The 16,668-nt window shown below is 65.0% G+C and carries 18 protein-coding genes, 1 tRNA gene and 1 pseudogene; 9 read left to right on the top strand and 11 right to left on the bottom strand.

The genetic code is table 11. The features are described 5' to 3' along the window. The first annotated feature begins 115 nt into the window (after positions 1-115). Entirely contained in the window at positions 116-460 is a 345-nt protein-coding gene (locus tag C5689_RS05025; protein ID WP_244594592.1) for a phosphatase PAP2 family protein, read from the top strand. 115 nt (positions 461-575) lie between these two features. On the opposite strand, the pseudogene C5689_RS05030 reads toward C5689_RS05025, so the two are convergent. The 3 genes and pseudogenes from C5689_RS05030 to C5689_RS05040 form a co-directional block, all read right to left on the bottom strand. After that, positions 576-889, bottom strand: a pseudogene (locus C5689_RS05030) (LLM class flavin-dependent oxidoreductase); the annotation flags it as partial. A gap of 119 nt (positions 890-1,008) precedes the next feature. Further along, entirely contained in the window at positions 1,009-1,416 is a 408-nt protein-coding gene (locus C5689_RS05035) for a DoxX family protein (RefSeq protein WP_108916187.1), read from the bottom strand. A gap of 49 nt (positions 1,417-1,465) precedes the next feature. Beyond that, positions 1,466-2,080, bottom strand: coding sequence for an FMN-dependent NADH-azoreductase (locus C5689_RS05040; RefSeq protein ID WP_244594593.1), 615 nt, complete (start codon positions 2,078-2,080; stop codon positions 1,466-1,468). 166 nt (positions 2,081-2,246) lie between these two features. Between C5689_RS05040 and C5689_RS05045 the strand changes: the two genes are divergently transcribed. Next, the gene (locus C5689_RS05045) at positions 2,247-3,170 is read left to right on the top strand and encodes a LysR family transcriptional regulator (protein ID WP_108916189.1); all 924 of its coding nucleotides are present in this window, start codon (positions 2,247-2,249) and stop codon (positions 3,168-3,170) included. A gap of 237 nt (positions 3,171-3,407) precedes the next feature. Here the strand turns inward: C5689_RS05045 and C5689_RS05050 are convergent, their stop codons facing one another. From C5689_RS05050 to sppA, 5 genes are all read right to left on the bottom strand, one after another. Further along, positions 3,408-4,505 (bottom strand): aminotransferase class III-fold pyridoxal phosphate-dependent enzyme, encoded by a 1,098-nt coding sequence (locus C5689_RS05050; protein WP_108916190.1) that lies wholly within the window; start codon positions 4,503-4,505, stop codon positions 3,408-3,410. A gap of 292 nt (positions 4,506-4,797) precedes the next feature. Beyond that, a tRNA-Thr gene (locus tag C5689_RS05055) sits at positions 4,798-4,873 on the bottom strand. Between the two features lie 126 nt (positions 4,874-4,999). Beyond that, positions 5,000-5,350 carry a lipopolysaccharide assembly protein LapA domain-containing protein gene (locus C5689_RS05060; protein ID WP_108916191.1) on the bottom strand — a complete coding sequence of 117 codons (351 nt, stop codon included), beginning with the start codon at positions 5,348-5,350 and terminating at the stop codon, positions 5,000-5,002. Positions 5,351-5,390: 40 nt separating this feature from the next. Beyond that, complete coding sequence (ihfB, locus tag C5689_RS05065) at positions 5,391-5,690, bottom strand: integration host factor subunit beta (protein ID WP_483237932.1); 300 nt, start codon at positions 5,688-5,690, stop codon at positions 5,391-5,393. 31 nt (positions 5,691-5,721) lie between these two features. Further along, complete coding sequence (gene sppA, locus C5689_RS05070; RefSeq protein WP_108916193.1) at positions 5,722-6,696, bottom strand: signal peptide peptidase SppA; 975 nt, start codon at positions 6,694-6,696, stop codon at positions 5,722-5,724. Between the two features lie 166 nt (positions 6,697-6,862). Here sppA and C5689_RS05075 point away from each other — a divergent pair, with 166 nt between their 5' ends. Then, the gene (locus C5689_RS05075; RefSeq protein WP_108916194.1) at positions 6,863-7,474 is read left to right on the top strand and encodes a hypothetical protein; all 612 of its coding nucleotides are present in this window, start codon (positions 6,863-6,865) and stop codon (positions 7,472-7,474) included. A gap of 95 nt (positions 7,475-7,569) precedes the next feature. Here the strand turns inward: C5689_RS05075 and ygfZ are convergent, their stop codons facing one another. Then, the gene (ygfZ, locus tag C5689_RS05080; RefSeq protein WP_108916195.1) at positions 7,570-8,412 is read right to left on the bottom strand and encodes a CAF17-like 4Fe-4S cluster assembly/insertion protein YgfZ; all 843 of its coding nucleotides are present in this window, start codon (positions 8,410-8,412) and stop codon (positions 7,570-7,572) included. 183 nt (positions 8,413-8,595) lie between these two features. Between ygfZ and C5689_RS05085 the strand changes: the two genes are divergently transcribed. The 4 genes from C5689_RS05085 (at position 8,596) to C5689_RS05095 (ending at position 11,112) form a co-directional block, all read left to right on the top strand. Continuing rightward, positions 8,596-9,921, top strand: coding sequence for a dihydroorotase (locus C5689_RS05085; protein WP_108916196.1), 1,326 nt, complete (start codon positions 8,596-8,598; stop codon positions 9,919-9,921). 82 nt (positions 9,922-10,003) lie between these two features. Then, positions 10,004-10,234, top strand: a complete 231-nt coding sequence (locus C5689_RS18130) for a hypothetical protein (protein ID WP_146188323.1) — start codon at positions 10,004-10,006, stop codon at positions 10,232-10,234. A 34-nt stretch (positions 10,235-10,268) separates the two neighbouring features. Next, positions 10,269-10,430 (top strand): hypothetical protein, encoded by a 162-nt coding sequence (locus C5689_RS05090; RefSeq protein ID WP_244594594.1) that lies wholly within the window; start codon positions 10,269-10,271, stop codon positions 10,428-10,430. 49 nt (positions 10,431-10,479) lie between these two features. Continuing rightward, positions 10,480-11,112 (top strand): FMN-binding negative transcriptional regulator, encoded by a 633-nt coding sequence (locus tag C5689_RS05095; RefSeq protein ID WP_108916198.1) that lies wholly within the window; start codon positions 10,480-10,482, stop codon positions 11,110-11,112. A gap of 4 nt (positions 11,113-11,116) precedes the next feature. On the opposite strand, the gene C5689_RS05100 is transcribed toward C5689_RS05095, so the two are convergent. After that, entirely contained in the window at positions 11,117-12,292 is a 1,176-nt protein-coding gene (locus C5689_RS05100; RefSeq protein ID WP_108916199.1) for a lytic murein transglycosylase, read from the bottom strand. 158 nt (positions 12,293-12,450) lie between these two features. Here C5689_RS05100 and C5689_RS05105 point away from each other — a divergent pair, with 158 nt between their 5' ends. After that, complete coding sequence (locus C5689_RS05105) at positions 12,451-12,924, top strand: hypothetical protein (RefSeq protein ID WP_108916200.1); 474 nt, start codon at positions 12,451-12,453, stop codon at positions 12,922-12,924. A 203-nt stretch (positions 12,925-13,127) separates the two neighbouring features. Here C5689_RS05105 and dxs read toward each other — a convergent pair whose 3' ends face one another. Then, positions 13,128-15,059, bottom strand: a complete 1,932-nt coding sequence (dxs, locus tag C5689_RS05110; protein WP_108916201.1) for a 1-deoxy-D-xylulose-5-phosphate synthase — start codon at positions 15,057-15,059, stop codon at positions 13,128-13,130. 434 nt (positions 15,060-15,493) lie between these two features. Between dxs and C5689_RS05115 the strand changes: the two genes are divergently transcribed. After that, a complete protein-coding gene (locus C5689_RS05115; protein ID WP_244594595.1) occupies positions 15,494-16,648 on the top strand; it encodes a GNAT family N-acetyltransferase in 1,155 nt (384 codons plus the stop codon). The last annotated feature ends 20 nt before the right edge of the window (positions 16,649-16,668 follow it).

The following is a 16,668-nucleotide window of genomic DNA, read 5'->3' on the forward strand; positions in this document are numbered from 1 at the left end:
GGCCCTCCGATCAGCCCATTGATCTTGCCGCTTGATCGGATATTCTCGATTGCCTCGGAGCTGCGTCAGCCAATTTCAACACGATCCGCGACGGCACCAGGAAGGCTTCCATCGGGTGCGACCCTACAATCTGGACAAGACGCTGCACCCGATTTGTAAGACGAAGACCAAGGACGATGCCTATCCGAGCGGACACACGACATCGGGCTTCCTGCTTGCGTTGACGCTGATCGATATCGTTCCTGAAAAGCGCGACGCGATTCTCGCGCGCGCCGAGGATTACGGTCGGAACCGTCTCGTCTGTGGCGTGCATTATCCGAGCGACATTCAGGCGAGCAAGCTGGTCGCCTATACGATTCACGCGATCATGGAAGTAAACCCGCAGTATCAGAAAGAACTCGTGGAGGCGAAGGCTGAGGTTCGTCGCGTGCTCGGGTTTGAGGCGCAAGCGGCGAAATAAGCTGCGTCGCATAGGCCGCTTTATTCCGCGATTCGACGTGAACTCCCGTCGGATCGCGCAGTCTATCAACCGCCGGGACTCAACTCGCCGCTGGATGAAACTTCGGGGCAGGTCAGCGTCCTTTCGCGATGAGGTCGAGCGTCGCGAATTCCTGAAAGACTCGGACCGGATCGGCGGCGCTGAGCACGGTGACGGCGCTGGTCAGGCAGATTCGCCGCGTCCGCGCGGCAGCGGCGGCCAAGATCACAGCGGGCGCCGCGTCGAGAAATTCCTCGCGATGATGTTCGCCGACGCCGAACACATCGAGCCCGACGCGGTCGGCGATCTCCACTTCGTCGAGCAGACGCTCCATCCGCTCGGCGGCGATATGATTTTCCCCGTCGCAGGATCGGGGATGATTGCCGCGAAACTGTCGACGCCGATTTCCATGTCGCTTCCTTTGAAAATCAGTTGCACAGGACAGCGCGTCGACTCCTCGCCACGCCTTTCGACGAGAGCTGTCGAAAAGCGTCGCGAAGGAGGGAGGCCGTTGAACGCCGCGTGAAGGATCAGGCCTTCCGACGGCCGTCGAGGCTGAATGAGCCCGCGCCGAAGGCGGCGATCTGAAGAAGGCCGCCGACGATGGCGATGTTCTTCAAAAAGTGGATCATCTGGTTTTGATCGGCGAAGTTCCTGTGGAATATCGCGGCCAAAATGAGCGTGAAGGCCGCGAGGACCAGACTGACGAGTCGCGCTCTGTATCCGACGAGCAGAAGGAGACCGCCGCCGGCTTCGACGATGACCGCGACTGCCAGACCGAGAAGCGGGGCGGGCAATCCGACCGAGGCGATATAGCCTTGCGTGGCCTCGGGAGCCGCGAGTTTACCGAGACCGCCCATGATGAAGAGCGCGGCGATCAGCAGGCGGCCGACGAAGGCAAAGGCGTTTGTCGGATTGGAGGCATTACTGTGATTCATGTCGATAGAGCTCCAGAGGTTCGGCGATAAGGGGGAGGGGCGCCGCCGGTCAGGCGGCGAGCGAAGCGATTTGCGCTTTCGCCCCGGCGATGGCGGCCGCCTTCGGCTCTTCGCCGAGATTGAGGCCTTCGGCGCGGATGATGGTGACATCTGTCAGGCCGATGAAGCCGAGAACGCCGCGCAGATAGCTCTCGTGATGCTCGAGTGCGGCCGCCGGGCTGTCGCCGGTGTAGACGCCGCCCCGCGTCGAGGCGATGAGGACCTTCTTACCCTCGGGCAACAGCCCTTGCGGACCATCGGCGCCGTATTGGAAGGTGCGGCCCGCCACGCATACACGGTCGATCCAGCCCTTGAGCTGCGAGGGGACCGAGAAATTATACATGGGTGCGCCGATCACGATGATGTCTGCGGCGAAGAGATCGTCGATATAGGCGCCGCCGAGCGCGAGATCCTGGCCGAGGGCCGCGCTCGTCACCTCGCCGCCCTGGAAGACCGCAATATGCGCATCCGAGAGATGGAGCGCGGGCTCGGCGACGAGGTCGCGGCGGATCACCCGCGCGCCCGGATGAAGGGTCAGCTCTTTCGCCACGACCTCCGCCGTGAGCGCGCGGCTGACCGAATATCCGCCGAGTATGCTGGAATCGATGTGCAGGATCGTCGTCATTGGGAACTCCTTCGAGCGGCCTGCGCGAGGCGTCATAGCTTTGCGAGCGAAGAGGTTTTTCAGAGCGCGAAACATCGAGTGTGTTAGTCGCATGGTTGCGCGAACAGGAGAAGTCGGCATATATTTATACTTACTATCGGATAATCCGATGGGTCGGACATGCGCTATGCTGGATGGGGTCTCTCTGGATCAATTGCGGGCTTTCCTGGCCGCTGTGGACGAGGGCAGCTTTTCCGCCGCGGGGCGGCGGCTGTCGCGCACACAATCGGCCATCAGCGAAGCAATCGGCAGCTTGGAGACGCATCTGGGTGTCTCTTTGTTCGATCGCAGCGGGCGCTATCCCCGGCCGACGAGCGAAGGCGCTGTCCTTGTCGCCGATGCGCGCCTAGTCCTCTCCGGCGTCGACGGCCTGAAGGCGCGCGCCAAAGGCATGGCCGCCGGGATCGAAGCCGAGCTCTCGATCGCGGTCGACGTCTTCTTTCCGATCGAGGCTCTGGCCGGGGCGGCGACGCGATTCCGTGAGCAGTTTCCCCGCACGCCGCTGCGGCTCTATGTCGAGGCGCTCGGGGCGTCGGTGGAGCCGGTGATCGACGGACGCGCGAGCTTCGGCATCGCGGGACCCTTGCCCATGCTGTCTGGCGGGCTCGTCGCCGAGCGCCTGACCCACGTGCGCTTGTTGATGGTCGCGGCAGCGAACCACCCGTTGGCCACTTGGAAGGGCGTCATTCCGAAGGAGGAACTGGCCCGGCACGTCCAGTTGGTCCTGACCGATCGTTCCGCATTGACGGCCGGGCGTGAGTTCGGAGTCATGGCGCCGACCACCTGGCGCCTTGCCGATCTCTTCGCGAAGCACGCCTTTCTTTTGAACGGCCTGGGCTGGGGCGGAATGCCTCGTCATACCGTCCAATCCGATCTCGACGCCGGACGGCTGGTCGAACTCGCGATCGAGGACATACCGTCCGGGGGGCTCGCCTTGCCGATGTCCGTCGTCTATCGGGCGTCCGACCCGCCGGGACCGGCAGGCCGCTGGATGATCGAACGTCTCGCGATGTGTCCGAAGCAGATGGGCGACGCGGACGCGATCGCATGATTTCGGAGCACGCCATCAGCTGCCCACTAGTCTAGCGGTCTCACGCAGCGAGCTTTGGGACCACGCGCTCGACCAATCGCAAGAATCGGGTGTAGCGAATCCCCGCAACCAAGCCTCTATATCCAAATCAAACCCCCGCCGTCGCTCCCCAACCCATTGAGCGCAGCCAGCCCCGCCGATTATGCGGATTGCGGCGCGTCAGATCACGCCGGGCCTGTGCGGGCGGGAATGAATCTCTCATCGCGTTTCCCGGGCACAAACCGAATCGATAATCGATACTGCTGCGTCGATTTCGCTCTCAGCGACTGCAAGCCCGGGAAATAAGCCGAGGAACGATCCCATGGCGCGGGTGAGGAGCCCGCATTCGGCCAGTCGAGCGCGCATCGGCTCGGCTTCTTCGGGGCATTCCAATCCCTGCATCAGGCCGATGCCGCTCAATGCCGTAAACGCGCCGCGGCGCTTATAGAACAATTCGAGCAGCCGATCTTCGAGACGCCAGCTTCGGTTTTGGGCGCGTTCCAAAAAGCCGCGAGACATCAGTGCATCGACCGCGGCGCGCCCGCTGCGCAGTGCGGCCCCCTCGACGAGGAGAGGCCGCTCCGGCGCCCCGCGCGCCATTTTTTGCGTGACGATCACCGTCGCCAGCGACGAGGCGTCTCCTCGCCGATGCAGGGCGACCATCACATCCGGGGTCACGCCCGTCCATTCATGCGCCCAGAACATTCCTGAACGACCGAAGCCACAAGCGCTTTCGTCGTAAACGAGCGCAAGTCCATATTCGTCCGCCGTCTCGCGCAGTCGGGCGAGCAGCCTTCCCGGGACAACCTCGAACCCGGATTTCGTCCTCACGGGAGCGATCAGAATTGCAGCGGTTCTATTGTCGATCTCCGTGGTCAATGCGATCGGATCGTCGGTTTGGAGCAAGACGACTTCGCCATCGCCTTCCAAGCCCGGAGGCAAGCCCCTGGCTCCGCCGGACGCTCCTGCGCAGACGACGAGTCGGCGACGCTTCGGACGTCCGACAAGCCGATGATAACGCCGAATCGTCTCGATCGCGTAGCGCCAAGCCTCTTCCTCGGAAGGCAAAAAAAACACACGGTCGCCAAAAGAAATGGACGCGATCTTCGCGGCGAGCGGCTCGCTCGGATCGGCGGCCGTCGGCTCGTCGCCTCGCTCGCACGATAGCGCGACCATGTCCTGCGCCGACGCCGCGAAATGTTTCTCGAGCCCGAGCGAAGAACCTGAAAAGTCGATCGGACCGGCGACCGCGCCGCCGTCGGCGACAGGCGCGGCCTCATTGGGCTCATTGACCGAATCAGACGATGGGTCGGACATGTTAGCTGTTCGAGGGGCTGTGCTCGCCTCGATAGGCAAGGATCGGGCCATAGGGGCAGGTTGCCGATCGCCGACGCCGGGCGTCGAATCGAACGCTGGAAGCGACGCGTGCTCGCGAAAGATCGGATTCGCTCCGCCTCGGACGATGATGAGGGGGAGTGGGAATGTGAGCAGTTCCAACACTTCGACCCGTGCGAGCCCGATTGGCTCCGGCGAACCGATATGGCGGCGGCGACGCCTCGCCCCGGCTGTCGCGGTCGGAGTTCGCCGCGCACCTTTTTGGTGGTTTAATTGGTGCCGCAAGAGGGATTCGAACCCCCGACCCCATCATTACGAATGATGTGCTCTACCAGCTGAGCTATTGCGGCATTGTCAGGTTCTGAGCGCGAGCCCGCTCGGCTTTGCCCCGAGCGAAGATGCCGGCGGGGTTCAGCGTCGAGGCGTTCCTCTTAGCGGCGCCGAATGGGTTTTTCAAGCGCCACGGCGGCGTTCCTTCAAAGGTCGTTGCGCGAGGAGCGGCCGGGAGCCGGGGAAAGGCTCGCAAGCGCCTGGCCGCGCAATTGGTCCGCCTCGGAGCGGGCTTTTTTGGCGTCGGCGCGCGCGGCCTTGGCGGCGCGGCGGTAGCGGCCATGCGCGACGAAGGACGACAGGCCGCCCGCGATCACGCCCAGCGCGATCGCCGCCAGAACCACGAGATAGAGCGGCGCCTCGAAAGAGGGGCCGCTCTCGCCGGCGCCCGGGAACGGGTCCAGAAATATCTTCACGGGCGACCGATTGGCCACCGCGAAATACAGAAACGCCAGCCCGAGCGGAACAAAGACGAGGATGCGCAGAACCGATCTCATGTCACCTTCCTACTTCGCCCGCCCGCGACGCGTTCCAGGGTCAGCCGTGGGCCTCGTTCAGCCGCTCGCGCATCTCCTTGCCCGTTTTGAAGAAGGGCACGGATTTCTCGTCCACCGACACTTGCTCGCCGGTGCGCGGATTGCGGCCGGTGCGCGCCTCCCGCCGCTTCACGGAAAAGGCGCCGAAGCCGCGCAGCTCGACCCGGTCCCCGCGCGCGAGCGCCAAAGTGATCTCGTCGAGAATCGTGCTGACGATCGTCTCGACGTCGCGTTGATAGAGATGCCCGTTGCGGGCGGCGATACGTTGAATGAGTTCTGATTTGATCATGCGACGTTCCAGTTCTACCGACGTGACCGCATCGATCGGAGCCTCAATCGGGCGTTGGAGCGTGCCAAATCGCGACCATACCGTCAAGCAGCCCCTGCTGTGCGACCGCGCCTATCCGCTCCAGCGCGGCGGCGAGCGCCGAAAGCCCGAGCCCCCGCGCTGCGGACGCCATCGAATCGACGAGGCCGAATTTCTCCAGCGTGCTCTTTTCTTTCCAGTCGCGCACCGGCAGCTTTTTGGCGACGCCCTTATTGGTCTCCAGCCATTCGATGGCTTCGCGCTCGCCGCCGAGCTTGTCGACGAGCTTCAGCGGCAGGCCCTGGCGGCCTGTGAAGACGCGGCCGTCGACCACTTTGGCGAGTTCCTCGTCGTCGAGCTTGCGGCGGTCTTTCACCAGCTTTTTGAACCAGTCGTAGGAATCGGCGACCAGAGCGGCGATCGCCTCGCGCGCGGCCTCGCTGGTCGGCTCGAGGCCATTGGGCGCGGCCTTCAAGGGCGAGGATTTCACCTCCTCCACCTTCACGCCCATAGTGTCGAGCAGACGCGAGACATTGGGGAATTGAAACAGCACGCCGATCGAGCCGACGAGCGAATTGCCGGAGGCGAAAATCTCGTCGGAGGCGATGGCGGCGATATAGGCGCCGGAGGCCGCTATGGTTCCGACGACGGCGACCATGGGCTTTTTCTCGGCGAGACGGCGCAGCTCGTCATGGAGCTTCTCGGAGCCGGTCGTGGTGCCGCCGGGGCTGTCGATATTCAGCAGCACGGCGCTCGCATGTGATTCGCCAATCGATTTGACGAGATCGAGCGTCGCCTTGTCGCCGGTGATGATGCCGCTGATCGAGAGGCGGGCGATATGGGGGGAGAGCTTGGCCGCAGGGCCGGGTCCGCCATCGCCGAAGCGCGCGAAGGCGGCGAGGCCGGCGGCGCCCACGGCGAGAACGGCCAAAACGCGCCAAAAGCCGAGCTTGCGGCGCAGGCGACGACGATCGATCAAATATTCGTTTGGAAGCGACATGCCGGGGCTCTGGCTCGACAGAAGGAACGCGACGAGCGCGACACTAGCTTGTTTCGGGCCACGAGGGAATCGGCCGGGCGAGGCTTCTTTGGCGGCGGCTTGGATAGAAATTGCAAAATCGCATAAAAAATTGCAGTTTTGCCGCAGATCGGAAGCCTCGGGGAGAATGGGGAAATTGGTCTCGCCTCGTCTTTGTTCGCGTCTCGTCGCCGCGCTCGTCCTCGCCGGCGCCGCTCTCTCCGCCCCTGCGGCGAAGGCGGCCGGCTGGCATTATTATGATCCCGAATGCCCGATCGCGCTCGGCGCCGACAAGGCCGGGGCGCCCGGAGCCGACAAGGCGATGAAATTCGTCGCCATGCAGCCCAAGAAGAACATCGACCGCGTCTGCGACGTGCTTCCCGACACGGGCGCTACGGTGATCGCGCTGGACGCCCCGGACGCAGAACTGCGCGAGATGAATTGGGACATTCGCGTCATCCGCGATGTCGACGGCGCGGGCGAGCCCGCCGAGAGCGACACTGTGCTGCGCCTGCCTTTGCAGAAGTTTCGCAATGGCATGGTCAATTTCGACGTCAATATTCAGACGGCGGGCAAATATGCGCTCTACGCGCGGCTGTCGAGCGACGATGGCGCGAAGGAGTTCGTCGGCCGCCACCATTTCACCGTGGGGCTGATCGACAATACGGAACTCTATGCCTACGTCTTTTTCGGCCTGCTGGTGGCGGGCGTCGGCGGACGTTTCGGCTATGTGGCGCTGAAGAAGAGGCAGGCGGCCTGACGGCGGCGGGCTGCCCTAAGTCTTCGCGCGAACCTCACCCCGTCCGGCTTATCGCCGGCCCACCCTCCCCTTGATGGGGAGGGTGGAATTGCGGCTCAGCCTTCCACCACGGTGAATTCCAGCGGCACGCCATTGGCGAGCGGCGTGGAGCCGCCGGCCTTGGCGTCGGCCAGCCGGTCGAGACGGATCAGCGCCAGTCCCTCGCCGCCCACGGCCGAGCCGGTGACGCCGATTTCCACCTCGCCGGCCTTGATCGTCGTGCCCGGCGCCGGGGCCGCGCCCTCGGCGTGGAAAGTCGCGACGCGCTTTCGCACCGGGCCGCGATGCTTCATGCGCGAGACCACCTCCTGGCCGAGGAAGCAGCCTTTCTTGAAATCGACGCCGGCGAGGCGATCCATATTCGCCTCATGCGGGAAGGCGTCGCCATAGACGAAATCGAGGCCGCCCTCGGGCGCGGCGGCGGCGATGCGCTTGGCGTCATAGGCGTCGCGCGGCGCGGTGGCGAGCGTTCCGGCGATCTCGCGCGTCACGAGGCCGCGCCAGCCGAGGCTTTCCGCGCGGGGGTCGGGGCTGAGCGCTATGGCGTCGATCGCCGGCTTGGCGGTCGCCTCCGGGAAGGCGACGCTGGCGTAATCGGCGCTGCGGTCGGTGATCGTCACGGCGGCGCGCAGCTTGTAGAATTTCAGACGGTCGAGCAGCGTCTCCACCATATTGGACGCGCAATCGAGCAACAGCACGAGCCCTTCCTCGCCGGCGCGGGCGAAGATGAAGAAGTCGACGATGATCTTGCCTTGCGGTGTGAGCAGCGCCGCAAAGCGCAGCTCGCCGGCCTCGATGGTCTTCACATTCTGCGTCAGAATGCCGTGCAGATATTTGGCGGCGTCGGGGCCCGCGACCTCGACGACGCCCCGATCCGAGAGAAGTGTGGCGCTGGTCATTGTCCGATGTGCTCCAAATGAGGTCGGCGAACCGACAGGCTGTTTTCGCCGCCAGGCTCTGCTCCCAGCGCGGAGCGGGTTCCGGCCCGCGCCAATCTGCGCTAGATCGTCTCGAGAGGGCGACGCCCCGTTCGCGTCGAAATTTCCACAATCCCGGCGACACCTGCAAGCGAGGCGCCAGCCATGCCCAAGACCTTCGACATGATTCTCGCCGGCGGGACGCTCGTCAATCAGGATGGCGTCGCTCCGCGCGACGTCGGGCTGCGCGACGGCAAGATCGCCGAGATCGGCGATCTCTCTCGAGCCTCGGCCGGCGAACGGATCGATTGCGCGGGCCTTCATATATTGCCGGGCGTCATCGACACGCAGGTGCATTTTCGCGAGCCCGGCCCCATCCATAAGGAAGATTTGGAGACCGGAACCCGCGCTGCTGTGCTCGGCGGCGTCGTGGCGGTTTTCGAAATGCCCAACACCAAGCCGCTGACCACCGGCGCCGCCGAGCTCGCGGACAAGATCGCGCGCGCCTCGGGCCGCGCTCATTGCGATTTCGCCTTCTGGGTCGGCGGCACGCATGAAAATGCGAAGGACATTCCCGAGCTCGAGCGCCTGCCCGGAGCGGCGGGGATAAAAGTTTTCATGGGCTCGTCCACCGGTTCGCTGCTGGTCGCCGATGACGCCGGTGTCGGCGAGATTCTCTCCAAGACGCGCCGCCGCGCCGCCTTCCACAGCGAAGACGAATATCGTCTCGAGGAGCGCAAGCCGCTGCGCGTTACCGGCGATCCGACCTCGCATCCGGTCTGGCGCGACGAGATCACCGCGCTGCGCTCCACCGAGCGGCTGCTGCGCATCGCCCGCGAGAAGGGCGCGCTGGTGCATGTGCTGCATATATCGACGGCCGAGGAGATCGAATTTCTCGCCGGCCACAAGGATATCGCCAGCGTCGAGGCGACGCCGCATCATCTCACGCTCGATGCGCAAGATTATTTGCGGCTCGGCACGCTGGTGCAGATGAATCCGCCGGTGCGCGACGAGCGCCATCGTGAGGGGATTTGGCGGGGCGTGACGCAGGGAATCGTCGATGTGCTCGGCTCCGACCATGCGCCGCATACGCTCGAGGAGAAGGCCAAGCCCTATCCCGAGAGCCCTTCGGGCATGACCGGTGTGCAGACTCTGGTTCCGACGATGCTGGATCATGTGAACGCCGGCCGGCTGACGCTGCAGCGCTTCGCGGACCTCACCAGCGCCGGGCCGGCGCGACTGTTCGGCCTCGCCGGCAAAGGCCGCGTCGCCGTGGGCTATGACGCCGATCTGACCGTGGTCGATCTGAAACGCCGCGAAACCATCCGCAACAGCTGGATCGCCTCGCGCTGCGGCTGGACGCCCTATGACGGGATGGAGGTCACGGGCTGGCCTGTGGGCGCGATCATTCGCGGCGTTCGGGTGATGTGGGAGGGCGAGCTGGTCTCGCCCTCGCGCGGCGCGCCGATACGGTTTCAGCAGGCGTTGTGAGGTCAGCGGCCGGGAAATCTTGAAGGTAGCTCTCGCCATAACCATTTTTCGGCTACGCTAACGTCAAGAGAGGGGTGTCGCAATGCCTCGATATGTCGGCTCATTACATAAACTCAACGACCAAAACGCGAACTTTGGGGCTTTCGATGTCGAAGCGCCGAACAAAGAAGCCGGGGTAAATCGTTTATGCCAACTGGCTCTTGAGGAAATGGACAGAACTGCGTTGGCTGGCGCGGCGCTCACGATGATGGAAGACGGACGGGGTATAGGCAGCATCACGCTCGAAAATCAGAAATATGTTTGCCGGACATAATGCCAGGAAATATTCTGAGGGCTACGAAATGGGGTTGGCGGAAATTTTGCCCGAAATCGACGGCTCGCAGCTCACGACGAAAAGCGACCTGACGGAAGCCGTTGCGGATTTGAAGGTGGACATTCTCCGCTGGCTGGTCGTGACGCAGCTCGCGGTCGGCGGCTTCATCTTCGCCGCGATCAAATTCATGCGCTGATCGCCGACGCTGATCATCGAGCCGACAGCATGGGCGCAGGCGTGACGCGATGTATCTCCCCGATCTTTTCCACGAGCAGGATTTCGAGACGGTCGCTGGGCTGATCGACGCGCATCCGCTCGGAGCGCTCACGCATATCGTGAACGGCGCGATCGTCGCCGATCACCTTCCCTTTCTCTTCGACGCCGAGGCCAATGTGCTGCGCGCCCATGTCGCGCGCGCCAATCCACTGTGGCGGGATTTCGATTCCGCGAGCGAGGCGCTGGCGATCTTCACCGGCCTCGACCATTATGTGACGCCCTCCTGGTATGCGACGAAGCGCGAGACCGGAAAGGTCGTGCCCACATGGAATTACGAGGCGGTCCATGTCTATGGCCGCCTGCGCGCGATCGAGGATGCGAATTGGATTCGCGCTTTGCTGCGCGATCTGACAGCGCGCCACGAATCCCCGCGGCCCGCGCCTTGGGCGCTCGAGGATGCGCCGGATGATTTTATCGACGCTATGTCGAAAGCAGTCATCGGCATAGAGCTGTCGATCACGCGCATAGAGGCGAAGCGCAAACTCAGCCAGAATCGCAACGCCGCCGATCGCGCCGGAGTGATCGCCGGGCTCGAGGCGGAGGGCGGCGAGAGCGCCGAGCGAATGGCGAAGGCGATGGCGGCGCTCGACACGAAGGCGTGAGGCTTCAGCGCACCCGCAGCGCGTCCAGCGTCTTTTTGCCGGCTCTGCCGTCGGCCTTCAGCCCGGCGCGGCCCTGAAAGTCGGCCAAGGCCTCTTTGGTCTTGGTTCCGATCACGCCGTCGGGGTCGCCCACGGCATAGCCCTGGCGATTGAGCAGCGCCTGCATCTCGCGGCGTTCGGAGCGGGAGAGGCCGGGATCGTCGGTCGGCCAGGGCGCTTGAATTCCGGGACGCCCGCGCAGCCGATCCGACAGCACGGCGATCGCCAGCGCGTAAGATTCGGCGGCGTTATAGGAATAAATGGCGTCGAAGTTATGCGTCACCAGAAAGGCCGGGCCGTTGCGGCCGGCGGGCAGCAGCAGCGCCGCCTGGCCTTCGCCCAATCCGCCGCCGTCGAGCCGCGTGATCCCGCGCGACGCCCAAACCGACATGGGCTGCCGGCTCGTGCGGCCCGAGGGGCCGCTATAGCCGGAAGGCACGCTCACCTCGAAGCCCCAGCGCAGACCCGGCCGCCAGCCGGCCTTGCGCAGGAAATTCGCCGTGCTGCCGAGCGAATCGGCCGCCGAGCTGGCGATATTGCGCCGTCCGTCGCCGTCGAGATCGACCGCGGTGGAGAGGAAGGTGGAGGGCATGAATTGCGTATGGCCGAAAGCGCCGGCCCAGGAGCCCATGAACTCCTCCGGCGCAATGTCGCCGCTCTGTAATATCCTCAGCGCGGCGATGAATTCGCCTTTGAAGTAATCGTTGCGGCGCGGCGCCTCGCAGACGAGCGTCGCCAGCGATTGCACTACGCTGCGCTTGCCGAAATTCTTGCCGAAATCCGATTCGACGCCCCAGACCGCGACGACAGTGGCGGGATCGACGCCGTAACGCTGTTCGGCGGCAAGGAGGGCGGAGGCGTGCCGCCGCATCATGGCGCGGCCTTCCTCGACGCGCTCCTCATCGACGAGGCCGGCGATATAGTCCCAGATCGGCGTCTTGAACTCGGGCTGCTTGTCCATGAAGCTCGGCGCGTCATTGGGCTCGAGCCCATTGGTGGCGCCGTCGATGACGCGCTGCGAGACGCCCGCGCCGGCCGCGGCATGGCGCAGGCCGGCGAGGCAGGAGGCGAAATCGGCCCGCGCCGGCGCGGCGCAGAGGAGAAGGGCGAGGACCGCCGGAAGCTTATGCGAGATCTTCATGAGCGGATGCTAGGAACCTATGGTTACTGCTTCGTTGCCGCGATCGTCCGTTTCGGTTCATTTCGGCGCGAAGATCGGCTATTTTGAGGCCCAAGCCCGCGCGGAGACGGGCGGCGCCCCCGCTCGAATGGCGCGACACCAGACAAAAGAGGAACCCCATGCTCCCGAGACTGCTCGCGCTGACGCTCGCCGTCGCGCCCCTCACCATCGACCGCGCCGCCGCCTTCTGCTGGTTCGGCTGTCCCGATCCGACCGAAGCCCATGCGCGACAGATTTTCGACAATTTGCTGAAGCAGCGCTTCGACAAGCCCGCCAAAGTGCTCTCCTTCAAGCAGACGATGACCGAGCGGCTGGAGATGCACGCCACCGGCGAGAAGGGCTTCGAGCTGTTCTTCAACGCTTCCGTGCAATTTCCCGAGGGCGCCAATCTCGAATGCAAGCCCGACGACGCCGGCAAGTTTCCCGAGGGCTGCTCGCCGAGCAAGCATTATGTGACCGCGCCGCGCGGCAGCGATCCCAAGGGCAAGCAATATGTCGCCCCCGGCGAAACGGTGCTGTTCGACGAGGAATATCGCTTTTACGCCGACGGCGACGGCTGGAAGGGCCCCGACGGCGTCACCTACAAGCAGTAAAAAAGTGCGGAACTCTCCTTCTCCCGTTTTCGGGAGAAGGTGGCCCCGCGCAGCGGGGTCGGATGAGGGCGCGTCGGGAGGGACACGCGACTCGTCGTCTTTGCGGAAGTCCTCGAGATTTCGAGCGTCCTGAAGGACCCTCATCCGACCCTTGCTTCGCAAGGGCCATCTTCGCCCACGAGTGGGAGAAGGAAATCTCGCCGTCAGGCGATCAGCGCGCGGGCGGCGCCGCGCTCGTCGCCGAGCGCTTCCAGAACCTTGGCCACGATGGCGCGGGCGTCGAGGCCGGCGCGGGCGAGCATGACGTCCGGCTTGTCATGGTCGAGATAGAGGTCGGGCAGGATCATCGAGCGGAATTTGAACGCCCCGCGCGCGCCGTCCAGCGCGCCATGCTCCGATAGAATCTGGAAGGCCTGCGAGCCGAAGCCGCCGATCGAGCCTTCCTCTATCGTGATGAGGACCTCGTGATTGGCGGCGAGGCGCAGCAGCAGATCGCGGTCGAGCGGCTTGGCGAAGCGAGCGTCCGCGACCGTCGTCGAAATGCCGCGGCCGGAGAGTTCCTTGGCCGCCGTCGTCGCATCGGCGAGCCGCGTGCCGAGCGAGAGGATCGCCACTTTCGAGCCTTCGCGGATCACGCGGCCGCGGCCGATCTCCAGAACCTCGCCGCGCTGGGGCAGCTCGACGCCGACGCCCTCGCCACGCGGAAAACGGAAGGCGATCGGGCCTTCGTCGAAGGCGGTGGAGGTCGCCACCATATGCACGAGCTCGGCTTCGTCCGAAGGCGACATGATCACCATGCCGGGCAGGCAGGCGAGATAGGCGATGTCGAAAGCGCCGGCGTGCGTGGGGCCGTCGGCGCCGACGAGGCCGGCGCGGTCGATGGCGAAGCGCACCGGCAGATGCTGGATCGCGACGTCATGCACCAGCTGGTCGTAGCCGCGCTGCAGGAAGGTGGAATAGAGCGCGCAAAAGGGCTTATAGCCTTCGCAGGCAAGGCCCGCGGCGAAGGTCACGGCGTGCTGCTCGGCGATCGCCACGTCGAACATGCGGTCCGGGAAGGTCTTCTCGAACAGATCGAGGCCGGTGCCGGCCGGCATGGCCGCCGTGATGGCGACGATCTTGTCGTCGCGCTCGGCCTCGGCCACCAGCGTCTTGGCGAAGACGCTGGTGTAGGAGGGGGCGTTGGCCTTGGGCTTGTCCTGGGCGCCGGTCAGCACGTCGAAACGATTGACGCCGTGATAGCGATCCGCCGCGGCCTCGGCCGGGCCATAGCCTTTGCCCTTTTGCGTCACCACATGGACCAGCACCGGGCCGTCGTCCTTGTCGCGCACATTGGTCAGCACGGGCAGCAGATGCTCGAGATTGTGCCCGTCGATCGGCCCGACATAATAGAAGCCGAGCTCCTCGAACATCGTCCCGCCGCCGGTGATGAAGCTGCGGGAGAATTCCTCCGCCTTGCGCGCTTTCTCATAGAGGAAATGCGGCAGATGGCGGGCGAGTTGCTTGGCCGTCTCGCGCAGAGTGCGGAAGGCTCCGCCGGAGACGAGCCGGGCGAGATAGGCCGACATGGCGCCGGTCGGCGGCGCGATCGACATGTCATTGTCGTTGAGAATGACGATGAGGCGCGAATCGAGCGCGCCGGCGTTGTTCATCGCCTCATAGGCCATACCCGCCGAAATGGCGCTGTCGCCGATCACCGCGACGACGTGATTGGAGCCGCCCGAGAGGTCGCGCGCCACCGCCATGCCGAGCCCGGCCGAGATGGAGGTGGAGGAATGGCCGGCGCCGAAGGCGTCATATTCGCTCTCGGCGCGCTTGGTGAAGCCTGAGAGTCCCTTGCCCTGGCGCAGCGTGCGGATGCGGTCGCGGCGGCCGGTCAGAATCTTGTGCGGATAGGTCTGATGGCCGACGTCCCAGACGATCTTGTCGTTCGGCGTGTCGAAGACGTAATGCAGCGCCACGGTCAGCTCGACGACGCCGAGCCCGGCGCCCAAATGCCCGCCGGTGACGGAAACCGCGTCGATCGTCTCGCGGCGCAATTCGTCGGCGAGCTGGCGGAGCTGGCCGGGCTGCAGCTTGCGCAGATCCTGCGGTGTTTCAATCCGGTCGAGAAGGGGGGTCTTCGAAATCGTCAAAGCGCCTACTCTGGTCTGGACGGGCCGAAGGACTCGACCGCAGGTGAACTCATATAGCGGGTCCGCCACATCCGGCAAATGCCGGACCTCGGCAGTGTCACTCTGGCACGGGAGCGCGCGCGCGCGCAACCGCGCAGCAGCGCGGTCTCTCTCCCGATCCCCTTGATCCCCAAATATTTATCTATTCTGTGACAAATTTCCCACAGCCGGCCGCGGGGGAAGAGCGGCGGCATCGCTGGCCTCGCTCTTGAAAGGCTCGCCGCAGGTCGATGCGATTCGTCTCGCAATGGCGTTGGACCTGGGCGAAACTGACAAGCGACGAGGGGCGAATCATGGCCGCCGCGCCAATTTGGATCAATAGGACGCCGTTTCTGCGTAGCCTTCCGGGCCCTGCGAGAGCGTCCCAACAGAGCGCGGCTCGCCGCGAAGGCCTCATGACGAACGGGTCGCTGGAGACGGAGGCGCTCGATGTCGAGCGAATGAGCGAATTCGTTCGCGACTGGGCGGATCTCGTGTCGCGCGCCATCGAGCCCAACGGATTTCTGGAGCCCGGTTTCGCGCTTCCGGCGGCGCGGCATTTTCCGGCGAAATCGCGCCCGCTCTTCGTCGCCGTCTGGAAGGGCGGAGCGCAGGGCGCGCGCCGGCTGGTCGCGCTGTTTCCCATCGCCGCGCCCGGCTTCTCGCTCGGCGCGGCGACGGCGCGCGGCTGGCTGCACAAGCAGGCCGCGCTGGCGACGCCGCTGCTCGATCGCGAATGCGCGGAGGAGGCGGCCGCCTCTCTTCTCGACTGGTTCGCGGGCGATCATTCGGGCGCGAGCGCCGTGCTCATTCCCATGACGCCGATGAGCGGACCGGTCTTCGCCGCCTTCACCCGCGCCGCGCGCGCCAGCGGCCGCGATTGGCGCGTGCTCGATCGGCATGAGCGCGCGGCGCTGCTCTGCGGCGGCGATCCCGAGGAAATCTGGACGCGCATGAGCTCGCGCAAGGCGCTGAGCGAGATGCGCCGTCGTCGGCGTCGCCTGGAGGAGGCCGGCGAATTGAAGCGCGTCGTCTATTCGACGCCGGCCGACATTCCGCGCGCGACCGAGGATTTTCTCACCCTCGAGGCCAGCGGCTGGAAGGCAGAGCGCGGCGCGCTGCTCGGCCATCCCTCGCTCGCCACTTTCGTGCGCAGCGCGACCCGTCTGCTGGCGCGCGAGGGCAAGATCCGCATCCACAGCCTCGAGCTCGCCGGCAAGCCGATCGCCATGGGCGTCGTCATCGAGAGCGGCGACCATTCCTATTTCTGGAAGATCGCCTATGACGAGAGCCTGCGCGCCCAGGCGCCCGGCGTGCAGCTCGTCTACGCCATCACCGAGACGCAGACGGAGCGCAAGGAAATTTCGCTCACCGATTCCTGCGCCATTCCCGGCCACTATATGATCGAGCGCTGCTGGCCCGATCGTCTCGTCGTCTGCGATCTGATGGTGCAGGCGAAGTCGGACGGCGGCGCGCAATTCGCCGAGGCGCACGCCAAGGAAGTCTGGCGGCGGCGTCTGCGCGAGGCGGCGAAGACGCTCTATCACCGCGTGCTGAGCCGCAAGCGGTGAGCGGGCGCCTCCGTTCGTCC

Origin of the sequence: Methylosinus sporium, from assembly GCF_003113265.1 — a bacterium.
Taxonomy (GTDB): Bacteria; Pseudomonadota; Alphaproteobacteria; order Rhizobiales; family Beijerinckiaceae; genus Methylosinus; species Methylosinus sporium.

What these genes read in the sequence shown, in the direction of transcription:
- C5689_RS05035 (WP_108916187.1), bottom strand. Translation starts at nt 1,416, where the DNA reads ATGAATCACAGTAATGCCTCCAATCCGACAAACGCCTTTGCCTTCGTC.
- C5689_RS05060 (WP_108916191.1), bottom strand. Translation starts at nt 5,350, where the DNA reads ATGAGATCGGTTCTGCGCATCCTCGTCTTTGTTCCGCTCGGGCTGGCG.
- C5689_RS05100 (WP_108916199.1), bottom strand. Translation starts at nt 12,292, where the DNA reads ATGAAGATCTCGCATAAGCTTCCGGCGGTCCTCGCCCTTCTCCTCTGC.
- sppA (WP_108916193.1), bottom strand. Translation starts at nt 6,696, where the DNA reads ATGTCGCTTCCAAACGAATATTTGATCGATCGTCGTCGCCTGCGCCGC.
- ygfZ (WP_108916195.1), bottom strand. Translation starts at nt 8,412, where the DNA reads ATGACCAGCGCCACACTTCTCTCGGATCGGGGCGTCGTCGAGGTCGCG.
- C5689_RS05050 (WP_108916190.1), bottom strand. Translation starts at nt 4,505, where the DNA reads ATGTCCGACCCATCGTCTGATTCGGTCAATGAGCCCAATGAGGCCGCG.
- C5689_RS05075 (WP_108916194.1), top strand. Translation starts at nt 6,863, where the DNA reads ATGGGGAAATTGGTCTCGCCTCGTCTTTGTTCGCGTCTCGTCGCCGCG.
- C5689_RS05105 (WP_108916200.1), top strand. Translation starts at nt 12,451, where the DNA reads ATGCTCCCGAGACTGCTCGCGCTGACGCTCGCCGTCGCGCCCCTCACC.
- C5689_RS05085 (WP_108916196.1), top strand. Translation starts at nt 8,596, where the DNA reads ATGCCCAAGACCTTCGACATGATTCTCGCCGGCGGGACGCTCGTCAAT.
- C5689_RS18130 (WP_146188323.1), top strand. Translation starts at nt 10,004, where the DNA reads ATGCCTCGATATGTCGGCTCATTACATAAACTCAACGACCAAAACGCG.
- C5689_RS05045 (WP_108916189.1), top strand. Translation starts at nt 2,247, where the DNA reads ATGCTGGATGGGGTCTCTCTGGATCAATTGCGGGCTTTCCTGGCCGCT.
- C5689_RS05095 (WP_108916198.1), top strand. Translation starts at nt 10,480, where the DNA reads ATGTATCTCCCCGATCTTTTCCACGAGCAGGATTTCGAGACGGTCGCT.
- C5689_RS05115 (WP_244594595.1), top strand. Translation starts at nt 15,494, where the DNA reads ATGACGAACGGGTCGCTGGAGACGGAGGCGCTCGATGTCGAGCGAATG.
- C5689_RS05040 (WP_244594593.1), bottom strand. Translation starts at nt 2,080, where the DNA reads ATGACGACGATCCTGCACATCGATTCCAGCATACTCGGCGGATATTCG.